Genomic DNA, 12865 nt, shown 5'->3' with positions numbered 1-12865 from the left:
TGAGTTTGTTCACTTATTTGTTAATGGTTGAATAGTAGATGCCATTTGCTCTAAACGCAAAATTGCTTTAAGAATTTCTTTGCGATTTCGGGCAGATTTTATCCAAGCAGGTAAACGATTAAAATAGGTTTTATTGGTATTTAAATAAGTTCTTTGTCTAAGGTTTGCAGAAATATAATCTTTTAAACAGTTAATATGTTCTTGATTATAGGCGAAAACAAGTCCATTTCTTGTTGCTACACATAGTGTTAGGCAATAACCAAAATAAGGATCTGTATTGAAGCCGCGATTAAATTGTTTGCGTATATCAAATTGGTTAGGATAGATCCGTTTGGAAATTGGGCAAAAGTTGCAATTCAATTCAATAAATTGAGGAACAAAACTCTTTTTTGCATAGTATTGATGAAACTGAAATTTTCCACGTTTACAACGACAAGTTTCTTCAATATCTAAATAAACCCCAGAGAAATAGCCTAAGTTATTTTCCTGTTTGGCTTTTTGGTCAAATGATTTACAACAATTTTGGCAATTAAAAAAGGGTTGCTCGAAATCAACATCATCAATTTTTTTCGTATAGACGGTGGCATTTTTTAAACAAAATGGACATTCTACTAAAATAGGTTGCCGAGAAAATCTATTCAATGTGATTCCATCATCTACAAACCGTTTCATCAAAAGAATCCTACTTTATTACCTTGGAGTTCTTGCGCTAAGTTATAGGCTTGATGGTCTGAAAATTTACTCACAATATCTAAGACTTGCATAATATTGTCATAGTGATGATCACTAAAGCGTGCACCAAACCGTTCTAAAATAGACAGTAAACGACCATCTTTAAAACTTAATGTTTTATTCGGTGTCGTAAGGGGAATAAAAGCATCTAAAATATGCTGTAAACTCTGATGGGCAATAATTTCCAAACCTGATTTTTGCGGGTGTTCAAAAATTTTTTCACGGGCAAGGTTTTTTGCTCGATCAATCCCAATCTCAATATCTTCAGCACAGTATTGCAGTAATGAACCTTTTAGCTGGCCTGACAAAATTTGATAATGTTGTTTTGCGAAAGCAGTAGTTACTTCATCGACCAAACGTTTCATAACACGACCACGCAAAGCGGCAATTTTTTGTTGCCAAGTCATATATGGCATACTGAGTTCAGCGGGAACGCCATAATCTCCTAATAAATCAAGAAAAATAGGTTCAACTTCTTCATAGCTGAGCATATTGAGAATAATGCCGTCTTCTAAATCAATTAAGGCATAACAAATGTCATCAGCAGCTTCTAGTAAATACGTCAGTGGATGACGACACCAATGATATTCACCCAATTGAATTAAACCGAGTTGATCTGCAATCTGTTTAAGAATTTCTTTTTCAGCTTGATAACAGCCAAATTTAGCCCGTTTGCTTGCAGGAGTATTCCCTTGAGATTCGATGGTTTTAGAAAGCCAAGGATACTTTAAGTAAGCTCCTAACGTTGCGTAAGTAAGACGCATACCTCCATCATGAGGATGATAGTCAATTTTAGTAAGCAGTCTTAAACCTTGTGCATTACCTTCGAACTGTCGTACATCTGCTTGTTGTTCAGGGCTGAGGTCTTGTAAAAAATTTGTATGTGCAGCGTCATCAAACCATTCACGAATCGCATATTCACCAGCATGTCCAAAGGGTGGGTTACCGATATCATGTGCTAAACAGGCGGCTTGAATAATCGCCCCTACATCTGCTGGAGAGATCCAAACGGGGAGTTCATTTTGGATTTTTTCAGCAGCGAGCATTCCCAAAGAACGCCCAATACATGACACCTCTAAAGAGTGCGTAAGCCGTGTATGAATACCATCATGTTGGGTTAGTGGATGGACTTGAGTTTTACGATTGAGTTGTCTAAAACTTTGCGAAAATATAATGCGGTCATAATCTTTATGAAATGGACTTCGTGCCTGTTCTGTACTTTGCTTTTTACTACCTAAACGAACTGTTGAAAGGAGTTCTAACCAACGCATTTGAGTCATTTATCATTATTCATTCTTTCGTTAATCGTATGATGCCAAATTTATTGAAAATGTACTAGGGGCGAGCGACATAAGTTGTCTTGGTCGGTTTATATTTGAGAAATATTTTCCCAGTATTTTTCACCCTTATATTTAAAATAATTCACAATGAAGTTATAAAAGTTGGCTTCAACACTAAACCAATCATCTCTCGTTTTAATTGGATTCACGACAACAACAGAGCCATAATCAGGTTTTTCAGAATCAAGGCGAATTAAAAGCTGTTCACCATCACCTAAAAATTATCCAATAATACAATCGCCTGTTAATTTTTGATCTTTTTTATTCACTAAATATTGAGCAGTAAATTTTAGAATGATCAGTAAACCAATTTATAATCTAGATAGTCCAAACATTAGGAAAATTTCAATGATTAAAGTTAATATGTTTATCCCTATAAACAGTTAAAATGAATAAACATTGTCCTTGTATCATTAAAAAAAGAGTAAAGCATGAATAAAAATTTCTTCTTATTAACTATGATTATTCTATTTGCAGGGTGTAGCCCAACTGATAAAAATCTATCCAATCAGAACAAAGAAATCGAAACTCAGAAAAAGATTGAAGTGAGCAAAGCTGAAATTGAAGAAAGCATTCCTGCGAAGCCTGAAGCAGTAGATCAAGCTTTCGCGACTTTTGCTTTTCAAGAAACGCCAGATGGTCATCTGACAAATAATTGTATTTGGACAGATGATCCAAATGCGCAAAATAAACAGTATTGGAGCATCTTACCAAGCAGTATGTTGAATGGAAAAGCTAAATTTACAATAGAGGATCTTACACCTAGCAAGGTGAAAATTGGGCAACCAATTAAAAACTGCAACGAAGCTTATAAAAATGATGCGGCAAACTATGCGTATGCGATCAATAAAAGTGGCGATTTGGTTAATGCGGTGGCCCTCAAGCTTGATCGAATGACTCAAAATGCAGATCATACCTATACAATTGATCTGAATAAAAACTCGCATCCTGAAAAAATCTATGTGTGCTATAACATGGAAAGTTTAGATGTATTTTTCATTGACTCTGCATCTCAAAACCCATATTTAGAACATATCAATGTCCGATTATCCTATGATATTGATGGCGAAATCGATCCTGAGATTTCTTGTGGAAAAGTCTTTTATCAAAAAAGCGGAATCATTGCGAAAGAAGATCCTAAAACGGGTGAGTTTCATTATACAGCTCAATAATTCAATTGTTACGAATCATGTTTAAAGGCGAAAGTCAAAGTAAATCGGATATTTAAAACCAAGATTTCAGCGTTTTTTAAGTGGGATATGACTAGCTGAAATCTTGCTTTCACAGTAGAATATGCGCTCTCTTCAAGTCACATTGAGGTAGGTTGCCAAAACCTGCCCGTGGAGCCAAAAACAGCATGTTTATCGTTGCCGGTGCACCTGCACACTCTTCTTTTAAGCAAACACAACTATTAACACGCCTTGCGTCGATCAGTTCTGTTCAATCAATAGAAAGCCAATGGGTTTACCTTTTCGACCAAACGCTCAACGAGCAACAACAGCAATCTGCTTTACAGCTTTTAAACGATGGCGCATCGTTTGAAGTTCGTCAGGCTGCAAGTGACGAAGTCCAGATTTTAGTCACGCCACGTGTCGGTACAATTTCACCGTGGTCATCTAAGGCAACCGATATTTTTGCCAACTGTAATACACCTGTACACCGCTTAGAACGCGGTGTTTTGTTTACTTTAAAGGGGATTTCTGAAATCTCTGATGCAGTAAAACAAATTTTACATGACCGTATGACAGAAAGCGTTTTCAATAAAATTGATGACGCAACAGCTTTATTCTCTGAAACTGAGCCTAAGCCTTTAAACTCAATTGATATTTTGGGGCAAGGTAAAGATGCACTGGTTAAAGCAAACTCTGAGTTTGGCTTTGCCTTGTCAGATGAAGAAATTGACTATTTAACCGCAGCATTTAATAAGATGGGGCGTAATCCACACGACATCGAGTTGATGATGTTTGCTCAAGCAAACTCAGAACATTGTCGTCATAAAATCTTTGGTTCAGAGTGGACAATTGATGGTGAAAAACAACCATTATCATTGTTCCAAATGATTAAAAACACTTACAAAGAATCACCTACAGATGTTTTGTCAGCATATAAAGATAATGCTTCTGTAATTGTGGGTTTTGACACACAGCGTTTCTATCCGAAAAAAGATGAAGCTACGGGCCACCATATTTATAAATACAAGAGCCAAGCTGCTCACATTCTCATGAAAGTGGAAACCCACAACCATCCAACAGCAATTGCTCCATTTGCAGGTGCTGCGACAGGTTCTGGTGGTGAAATTCGTGATGAAGGTGCAACAGGCCGTGGTGGTAAACCAAAAGCGGGTTTAACGGGCTTTACGGTTTCTAACCTTAATATTCCCGGTTTTGAACAGCCTTGGGAAGAAAACTACGGTAAACCATCTCGTATGGCATCACCACTTCAGATCATGATTGATGGTCCTTTAGGTGGTGCAGCATTTAACAACGAGTTTGGTCGCCCTGCGTTAAATGGTTACTTCCGTACTTTTGAGCAAAATGTTAATGGCGAAGTAAAAGGTTTCCATAAGCCGATTATGATTGCGGGTGGTTACGGAAATATCCGTCCTGACCATGTTGAAAAAGATGCAATTCAGCCAGGCGATTTACTGATTGTACTGGGTGGCCCTGCAATGCTCATTGGTTTGGGCGGTGGCGCAGCTTCTTCTGTAGATAGTGGTAAATTGGGTGAAAACCTAGATTTTGCTTCTGTACAACGTGAAAATCCAGAAATGGAGCGTCGTTGTCAGGAAGTGATTGATGCATGTTGGAGAATGGAAGACTTTAACCCGATCGTATCTGTACACGATGTAGGGGCGGGTGGTGTTTCCAATGCAATGCCTGAACTTGTGAATGATCACGAATTGGGTGCAACTCTTGATCTTCGTAAAATCCCATCGCTTGAACCTGGCATGTCGCCAATGGAAATTTGGTCAAATGAAGCGCAAGAACGTTATGTGCTTGCCATCAAACCAGAATCATTAGAGTTATTTGAATCGATTTGTGCACGTGAACGTTGCCCATTTGCGGTATTGGGTGAAGCGACTGAAGCACGTCAATTAACTGTAAACGATCCATTGTTTGAAAACAAAGCAGTGGATATGCCAATGCAAGTCATGCTTGGTGGCACGCCACGTATGAGCCGTTCATACGAAACGATCCAACGTAAAGGTGACGAGTTCGATGCATCTAAAGTCGATTTAAAAGATGCGATCTTCCGTGTATTGAAAAACCCGACAGTGGCTTCAAAATCATTCCTAATCACTATTGGTGACCGTTCAATCACGGGTATGGTATCGCGTGATCAGATGGTCGGCCGTTGGCAAGTTCCTGTTGCGGATGCTGCGGTAACTACAACAAGCTTACAAGGCTATACTGGTGAAGCAATGGCAATGGGTGAACGTCCTCCTGTTGCATTGTTAAATCCTGCTGCTTCGGCACGTTTGGCTGTGGCTGAGTCCATCACCAATATCATGTGTGCCAATATTGAACAGATCAGCGATATTAAACTGTCTGCTAACTGGATGGCGGCCGCAGGTCAAAAAGGTGAAGATCAAGCATTATTCGAAGGCGTAAAAGCCATTGGTATGGAAATGTGTCCTGCATTGGGTATCGCAATTCCAGTGGGTAAAGACTCATTGTCAATGCGTACGACTTGGAATGACGAAGGCGAAGATAAATCTGTAACTTCACCAATGTCTGGTGTCATCACTGCATTTGCACCTGTGTTGGATGTTCGTAAAACATTGACACCTGAATTGAAAAATGAAGATTCAGTTCTGGTACGTATTGATTTATCTAAAGGTCAGTTCCGTTTAGGCGGTTCGATCCTTGCACAAGTGTATAAGGCAATTGGTTCTGTTACACCTGATGTTGATAACTTTGATGAGTTCAAAGCATTCTTTGCATTGGTTCAAGATTGGAATAATCGCGGTTTGATCAAGGCATATCATGACATCGGTGATGGTGGCTTATTGGCAACTGTTGCTGAAATGATGTTTGCTTCACGCTTAGGTGTAGCACTTGAAGATCAATCTAATGAAAGCTTATTTGCTGAAGAAATCGGCGCAGTATTGCAAATTTCTAAAGCAGACTGGGCAAGTTTGACAGATGAAGTTGCAACTTCTAGTTTAAGAGAAGCGATTCGCGTTGTTGGTACTGTCAATGATTCTGATAAATTGTCAGTGAACGGTTTGGTACTTGATCGTGCTGAATTGCAACAAGCTTGGACTGAAGTGTCTCATCAAATTCAACGTTTACGTGATAACGTAGAAACCGCTGATTCAGAATTTGCATTAATTGCTGATAAAAACCATAAAGGTATAATTGCATTACTAACATTTGATTTAAATGAGCCTGTTGAAGCACCTTATATCAATGAACGCCGTCCAAACATGATGATTTTACGTGAACAAGGCGTAAATGGTCATGTTGAAATGGCTGCGGCATTCGATAAAGTTGGTTTTAATACGGTTGATGTTCACATGAGTGATTTACTTTCAGGTCGTGTAGATTTAGACGACTTTGAAGGTTTGGTTGCTTGTGGTGGTTTCTCTTATGGCGATGTTTTAGGTGCTGGAGGTGGTTGGGCTAAGTCTGTGCTGTTTAATCCTAAACTTCGTGATCAATTTGAGAAATTCTTTAACCGTGACAATACTTTCTCTGTAGGTATTTGTAATGGTTGTCAAATGTTGGCTCAGCTTGCACCTCTTATTCCGGGTGCAGACAACTGGCCACGTTTCCGCCGTAATACTTCAGAAGTATTTGAAGCACGTGTTGTGAATGTGAAAGTTGAGAAATCTCCATCGATTCTTCTAGAAGGTATGGAAGGCTCTATTTTACCAATCGCTGTTGCACATGGTGAAGGTCGTGCAGAAACTTCTGCTGAAAACTTTGCTGCGTTAAATGCGGGTAACCAAGTAATTTTACGTTATGTAGACAGCTTGGGTAATGCAACTCAACAATACCCATTGAACCCTAATGGCTCTCCTGAAGCGATTTCTGGGGTGACTTCAAAAGATGGTCGTGCAACGATTATGATGCCGCATCCTGAACGTAATTTCCGTGCAATTCAGCACTCTTGGAAGCCTGAAGAGTGGACTGAAGATGGTGCATGGTTACGTATGTTCCGTAATGCGCGTAAGTTTATTGGTTAATTAGACTAGACCAATAGATTAAAAAAGCCCCGTAAGGGGCTTTTTTGTTTTTAAACTGATCAATATTTTCATTATCTCCACTCAATGGTGAGATTTATGCTGCCACGTGATAGCGGCACTATGTATGATTAAATAATGAAACATCAAAATGAGTTGATTTATATCAAGTTAATTATATAGATAAGTATAAGATAATTTTAGTTACAGTTTTAACGTTGGTTTATTTTTTGCATGTTATACATTGTCTATTAAAAGACCGATGTTTTGCCCCAAAGATGTTCCATGATGTAGCAAGAATGAGGTGATAAAATGATAAGAACAGTCAATTATTCAACAGCAGATAAGGTCATCCTTCGCCAAAAAGGCTGGAAATGGTTTAGTGTTATTTTAGCTGTACAAATGCTGATTATTCTCAGTGCGTATTTAATTGCATAGCTAAAGAAACGAGTACGTTTTCTGATTGATAATTTTAAATGCTAATGACAAAAGCCACTTTATTGTGGTTTTTGTGTCTCTGATAACAATATGGTCATGAGATAAATTCAAGAGCAAGCTATTTACATGTTTACTGTAAATAGCACTTTATATTTATTTTGATTTAGATGATTTTTCTGCTGCTTGTGCTTCTCGTTCAGCAGCTTCGGCAGCATCAGCGGCTGTTGCCGCTGCATCTAAAGCAGCGGTACTTGTTGAGATGTCGAAATCAACATTTTCAGGTTCTAAAGCTGCCTCTTGAACAGCATCAAAAGATACAATCTCAGCCTCTCCACCACTAGGAATGTATTTGGAAGATTGTGCAACATCCTCGTTTTTAGCATGTGCTTGACTTAAAAATATAGTTGATAGCATGACTGCAATTAAATAGCTGTTTCTCATTGGTCTTTCTTCTATGAAATCTAAAAATATAAAGGTAGCTATTTAATAATTTAAAGTAAATATAAACCGTCTTATGTGGCTCGCTTTTTTATGGGAATACAAAAAATGCCAGATGATGAAAATAAACAAAAAAAGTATTAATATGAGAGAATTAATTTAGAAAAATCAAAAAATTTAAATAGATGAGTTTATGAAAAGAAGCATATTTCTAATACCAATACTGATTTCTTTAACTAGCTGTTATCCGATATACAAAACACAGAAGCCTCAAGTGACTGTGACTGTTGTAAATGAGCAGGGAGTAGCAATTCCTGATGTAAAAGTCGTGTTAGTAACGGCAGTACATCCTGCAAAAATAGCTGATCAATATGATGAAAAGTTCACAAATAAATTGGGGATAGTGAATTTTGAAAAACGGGCCGAATGGAAAGTTGAAAGCTTAATGATTCATGGGATGCAAGTTTACGATTGGAATGTATGTCTTGCAAAAGATGGTTATTTAACCCAAGAATTTATTAAGATAGCTTCAGATTCAAAAATGAAAATAATATTGCTCAAAGGAAACAATCCATCAAGAGAGTTTCCTTATTTTTGTTAATTAATTAGAGAAAATCACAATTAATTTATAATAAAAATATCAAAATTACGGCTGTGTTGAACATGATATTGATTCTGCAACTTATCTAATTTTAAATCTCCAGCTTTTGCAAAGACGACCAATTTTTGCTTAGATTTAATTGCTTGGTTAAATTGTGAAAACTTCCAAAGATACTGCGCTTTGTTAGCTTCAAAAAGTAAGCCATCTTTAAGTTCAAGCGAGGAACTATCAGTATTTACTTTTGACCAATCTTTTACAACATAAACAGGATTTTTGAGATTCAATAAGAAAGGAACATCATAGAAATAATTATCATAAAAAATGATAGGTAGATTCTTTGGAATATCTTGAACAAAACTAACCTGATTTGAGTTAGATTTAACATCAAAGAATTGCACGCTACTACTTGCCATACTACATAGCAGCATCATGCAAGCAACAATAAAGGTGAAAAAATCAATTTTATGTTTTTTAAACAAGACGATTAAGATACCGCAGAGAATCATCACAATTCCTGCAACTGCGAAAATTTGATTTTTCTCAGCGGAGTAAAAGCCAATATCTCGATGCATGGTAAATGGGGCAACGACTAAGCTACTCGCCAATACAAATAGTAATGTTGGAAGTACATAAACTTGGAACTTGCTCAATTTATTTTCTTCAATGATTCGATTTGTCATAAGTGCGAAAATCATTGTAAATGGGGCAATTGAGGGTAAAATATAACCTGCAAGTTTCGATGGTGGGATCGAGAAGAACAACAAAACGGACAACGCCCACCAGACGAGTAAACTAAAAATAGGTTGGGTTGTTTGTGCGCGAATGGCGGTGCTCGAAAATTTGAAGCCATTAGCGAGTATGATTGGTAAAAAATTCACAAACAGTAAGGCAGCATAAAAATACCAACCTTGTTTATTATTAAATTCGCCAGAGTTAAATCGACTAAATTGTTGCTCAATAAAAAAGTAGTGTAAAAAGTTTGGATAATGTTGTTGAACGATAAATACCCAAGGCAAAGCAATTAGCGCAAATAACAAGAGACCAAACGGGTTTAAAACTGCTGGGATTTTTTTCCATTGTCCTATGTAAATCATCCAAGGAAGAATAACCATTCCTGGAATCAGTACACCAATTAATCCTTTACTTAAAAATGCACATGCACATGCAAAATAACCGAGGAATAAAATATTTCTTTTACCACTGAGGATGAAATCTGCAAAGCAAAATACTGTTAAGCTAATCCAAGATGCAACTAATATGTCATGATTAATGTATTCAGCGCAGCCATAAAATAATAACCCAGTTGCTAAAATAGCAGTCGAAATTTGGGCAATACTTTCATTCACATGTTTCTTAGTAAAAACAAATAAACTGACCAAAATGATAATGCCAGCAAATGCAGGAACTAGACGAGCAACCCAAACATGTGAACCAAATATTTCCATTAAACTTGCTGTTAACCAGTGTAGTAAGGGTGGTTTATGCATAAATGGAATACCATTTAATCGTGGTATTAACCAATCACCACTTTCATACATCCAGCGGCTAATATCCCCATAGCGTCCTTCATCTGGCACAGACATTGGGCGAATAAAAACTGAGATGAGTAACCAAAGTGATAAGCAAATCAGCAAAGTTTTAGATGAACGAAAAATAGGTTTCATGGCGCTTATCCTGAAAATTTAAAAGCAAAAAACTTGCTTAAAAAAAATGTAAAAATTGCTGTAATCACAATAGTTAAAATGATAAGAGTTGATAAGTTTTCAGCATGGAAAAAATGCTGGGTCGTGAGTAGGAATGCTTCGTTAAAGATAAAACCTAGACAAGCAACAAGTAAAAATTTGGGTAATACATGTATATGTCGAGTTTTTTGTGCATTGAAGGTAATAATGCGATGCCCAAAGTAGCTCACCCAAAATGCAATGCTGAACGCGATTAAATTCTCTAACGCAAGTGTTATTGATGTGAGGTGGATAAGCAGCATTAACACCAAATAATGTGTTAATGCTGCAGCGCCACCAACGATACAAAACTTTGAAAATGCATAAATATTTGAATTAACCATATTTTTAAAAGATTTTATTTTTATTTGAAGGTGTGTAATGAAGGTACTTCGTATTGGAGTATTTATTGGAAACAATATAACGAGGTCGATCTTTTGTTTCCGTATAAATTCGGCTGATATATTCCCCCAATATTCCAATAAATAATAATTGAATACCGCCCAATAAGCTGATTTCAACAATTAATGTTGCCCAACCTGGGACTTTTATACCTTCGGCTAAAGTCTCAAAAATAATATAGAAGCCATAGGAAACCGAAGAAAGTGCCAACAAAGCTCCAAATGCGATACACGCTCTTAATGGAAGATTAGAAAATCCTGTAAGTCCTGAAAGGGCAAGGTTAAATAAAGCCTTGAAGTTAAAGCTTGATTGACCATTTTTTCTTTCTAACTCAGAGAAGTGAATACCAATTGATTTAAAGCCGACCCACGCATATAAACCTTTCATATAACGGTTTTTCTCGGGAAGTGTTTTAATCGCTTCTACGACTTTTTCATCTAATAAGCGGAAATCGCCTGCATTTTCAGGAATAACGACTTCTGAACTTAAATTGAGAATTCTATAATAAACATATGTAAATAAACGTTTTAGCCTAGATTCAGTATTTCTATTGCGAATTCCATAAACCATGTCATAACCATTTTTCCAAAGATTGATCATGGTGGGAATAGCATCAAGAGGATGCTGGAAATCAGCATCGATCATTAAGGTTAGATTCCCCGTTGTATGATCTAGCCCTGCACTTAAGGCGGCTTCTTTACCAAAATTTCGTGACAGTTCTAAAATTTTAAGCGGATAGCGATCCAACATACTTTCAAGCACGGTCATGGTATTGTCTTTGCTACCATCATCAATCACGATGATTTCAAAGGAAACTTTTTGCTGTTCCAAGGTTGCTGCAAGAGCTGGAATAAATGTTTTTAAATTTTCTGCCTCATTATATGCAGGCACAACACATGAAATAAATGGTTCTAATCTATTCATAGCATTTCTACTCATAGCATTTGGCCTATTGGTTGGAGTTCAATATTGAAAGTTTTACAATCCCGAAAAAATTGTTCAGAGTTGAAATATTGGTACTCATCAATACGAGCATCTTGGATTTCGTCAAATTCTTTTGGTTGAGCAGCAGCAGGGTGGCACATGATCAATAACCCATTTTGAGCGGATTTTAGCCATTCATAATTCAGTGCAGCATAATTTTCATTCTTGAAATCATAAATTCCAGCAAAATAAGTATTCGTTTTGAAATGATTTTTTTGATTAAGTTTTAGTGTCTTTTTAGCACCAAGATATTCTAATGTTTTGCTTTTGAATTGATATTTTTGAACAGAAATGGTGTGATCTAGATTGCGAATCCACCCGTTAAAGTTTTTTTCTTTTAATACATCGATTAAAACTTCACGAATGACAGGAAATTGGTGGATATGTTGGTGTCCATCTACAAAATTTGGCTGTGTACCAAGTGCTTCAACAAAAAGTTCCCATTGCTGAATTATACTTGTTCTTATTTTTTCTTTATTTAAAGTTCTTGACCATGCTCTTAACATGAGTTCATTAAGTGGATAATAAAGGAAGTTGCTATGGTCAAAATAATGGGTAAAGTTAAGATGTAAACCAATTTCAATTGGATGATTTATCTCCGCTTTAAGCGTACGTAATTTATTTGCGTGTTTATGCCAAATTGATGATTGTGTCATACAAGATGTTGCTTGCAAGGCATTTTTTTTAAGAAGTACACATACGGCATGACTGATTTCATCATTCAATGCAAAATCATCAGCACAATAACAAATCATTTTCATGTGTAGCACTTCCAATTGTTTGTAGTGATTGAAAATTAAACAAAATTGTATTCCACATGTTCTTAGAACATATTGGACTGCTACTATTAAAAAAATGACTTAAAATAACCTGAATCGGAACTTAAAACGTTTTAAGCAAGAAAAGCCTAATCAACTGTTATAATCTAAGCTTTTGAAATTTATAAAAATATTAAAATAATTATTTATCTGCAGTTTAAGCAAGTATATGCATTTATTTTGTAAGTAAATTTACCGTTTAA

At 36.5% G+C, this 12865-nt stretch carries 11 protein-coding genes; 4 read left to right on the top strand and 7 right to left on the bottom strand.

Annotated elements, in window-relative coordinates; genetic code table 11:
* Nucleotides 1-9: 9 nt before the first annotated feature.
* On the bottom strand, nt 10-672 hold the full coding sequence (locus tag MTO68_RS14910) for a hypothetical protein (RefSeq protein WP_244013137.1): 663 nt from the start codon (nt 670-672) through the stop codon (nt 10-12).
* Complete coding sequence (locus tag MTO68_RS14905; protein WP_244013135.1) at nt 672-2012, bottom strand: deoxyguanosinetriphosphate triphosphohydrolase; 1341 nt, start codon at nt 2010-2012, stop codon at nt 672-674. The genes MTO68_RS14910 and MTO68_RS14905 overlap by 1 nt, the downstream gene beginning before the upstream one ends.
* Before the next feature lie 491 nt (nt 2013-2503).
* Here MTO68_RS14905 and MTO68_RS14900 point away from each other — a divergent pair, with 491 nt between their 5' ends.
* The 3 genes from MTO68_RS14900 (at nt 2504) to MTO68_RS23125 (ending at nt 7698) form a co-directional block, all read left to right on the top strand.
* Nucleotides 2504-3244 (top strand): hypothetical protein, encoded by a 741-nt coding sequence (locus MTO68_RS14900; protein WP_244013133.1) that lies wholly within the window; start codon nt 2504-2506, stop codon nt 3242-3244.
* A 185-nt stretch (nt 3245-3429) separates the two neighbouring features.
* Nucleotides 3430-7263: a phosphoribosylformylglycinamidine synthase gene (purL, locus tag MTO68_RS14895; protein ID WP_244013131.1), complete on the top strand. Its 3834-nt coding sequence runs from the start codon at nt 3430-3432 to the stop codon at nt 7261-7263.
* A gap of 309 nt (nt 7264-7572) precedes the next feature.
* Nucleotides 7573-7698, top strand: a complete 126-nt coding sequence (locus MTO68_RS23125; protein WP_004822645.1) for a KGW motif small protein — start codon at nt 7573-7575, stop codon at nt 7696-7698.
* A 153-nt stretch (nt 7699-7851) separates the two neighbouring features.
* Here the strand turns inward: MTO68_RS23125 and MTO68_RS14890 are convergent, their stop codons facing one another.
* A complete protein-coding gene (locus MTO68_RS14890) occupies nt 7852-8139 on the bottom strand; it encodes a hypothetical protein (protein ID WP_244013129.1) in 288 nt (95 codons plus the stop codon).
* A gap of 271 nt (nt 8140-8410) precedes the next feature.
* Here MTO68_RS14890 and MTO68_RS14885 point away from each other — a divergent pair, with 271 nt between their 5' ends.
* On the top strand, nt 8411-8737 hold the full coding sequence (locus tag MTO68_RS14885; protein ID WP_244013127.1) for a hypothetical protein: 327 nt from the start codon (nt 8411-8413) through the stop codon (nt 8735-8737).
* Between the two features lie 20 nt (nt 8738-8757).
* On the opposite strand, the gene MTO68_RS14880 is transcribed toward MTO68_RS14885, so the two are convergent.
* From MTO68_RS14880 to MTO68_RS14865, 4 genes are read right to left on the bottom strand one after another with little or no spacing between them, the layout of a single operon-like run.
* On the bottom strand, nt 8758-10401 hold the full coding sequence (locus MTO68_RS14880; protein ID WP_244013125.1) for a glycosyltransferase family 39 protein: 1644 nt from the start codon (nt 10399-10401) through the stop codon (nt 8758-8760).
* Nucleotides 10402-10406: 5 nt separating this feature from the next.
* Nucleotides 10407-10802 carry a GtrA family protein gene (locus MTO68_RS14875; RefSeq protein WP_034613645.1) on the bottom strand — a complete coding sequence of 132 codons (396 nt, stop codon included), beginning with the start codon at nt 10800-10802 and terminating at the stop codon, nt 10407-10409.
* A gap of 4 nt (nt 10803-10806) precedes the next feature.
* Entirely contained in the window at nt 10807-11784 is a 978-nt protein-coding gene (locus MTO68_RS14870) for a glycosyltransferase family 2 protein (protein ID WP_244013124.1), read from the bottom strand.
* An 11-nt stretch (nt 11785-11795) separates the two neighbouring features.
* A complete protein-coding gene (locus MTO68_RS14865; protein WP_244013122.1) occupies nt 11796-12605 on the bottom strand; it encodes a ChbG/HpnK family deacetylase in 810 nt (269 codons plus the stop codon).
* Nucleotides 12606-12865 lie beyond the last annotated feature (260 nt).

Source organism: Acinetobacter sp. NyZ410 (assembly GCF_022828975.1).
Taxonomy (GTDB): domain Bacteria; phylum Pseudomonadota; class Gammaproteobacteria; order Pseudomonadales; family Moraxellaceae; genus Acinetobacter; species Acinetobacter guillouiae.
This window is presented reverse-complemented; position numbering and strand designations above follow the sequence as displayed.

Excerpts from the sequence above, each read along its gene's own strand:
- MTO68_RS23125 (WP_004822645.1), top strand. The coding sequence starts at position 7,573 with ATGATAAGAACAGTCAATTATTCAACAGCAGATAAGGTCATCCTTCGC.
- MTO68_RS14910 (WP_244013137.1), bottom strand. The coding sequence starts at position 672 with ATGAAACGGTTTGTAGATGATGGAATCACATTGAATAGATTTTCTCGG.
- MTO68_RS14875 (WP_034613645.1), bottom strand. The coding sequence starts at position 10,802 with ATGGTTAATTCAAATATTTATGCATTTTCAAAGTTTTGTATCGTTGGT.
- MTO68_RS14890 (WP_244013129.1), bottom strand. The coding sequence starts at position 8,139 with ATGAGAAACAGCTATTTAATTGCAGTCATGCTATCAACTATATTTTTA.
- MTO68_RS14870 (WP_244013124.1), bottom strand. The coding sequence starts at position 11,784 with ATGAATAGATTAGAACCATTTATTTCATGTGTTGTGCCTGCATATAAT.
- MTO68_RS14900 (WP_244013133.1), top strand. The coding sequence starts at position 2,504 with ATGAATAAAAATTTCTTCTTATTAACTATGATTATTCTATTTGCAGGG.
- purL (WP_244013131.1), top strand. The coding sequence starts at position 3,430 with ATGTTTATCGTTGCCGGTGCACCTGCACACTCTTCTTTTAAGCAAACA.
- MTO68_RS14905 (WP_244013135.1), bottom strand. The coding sequence starts at position 2,012 with ATGACTCAAATGCGTTGGTTAGAACTCCTTTCAACAGTTCGTTTAGGT.
- MTO68_RS14880 (WP_244013125.1), bottom strand. The coding sequence starts at position 10,401 with ATGAAACCTATTTTTCGTTCATCTAAAACTTTGCTGATTTGCTTATCA.
- MTO68_RS14865 (WP_244013122.1), bottom strand. The coding sequence starts at position 12,605 with ATGAAAATGATTTGTTATTGTGCTGATGATTTTGCATTGAATGATGAA.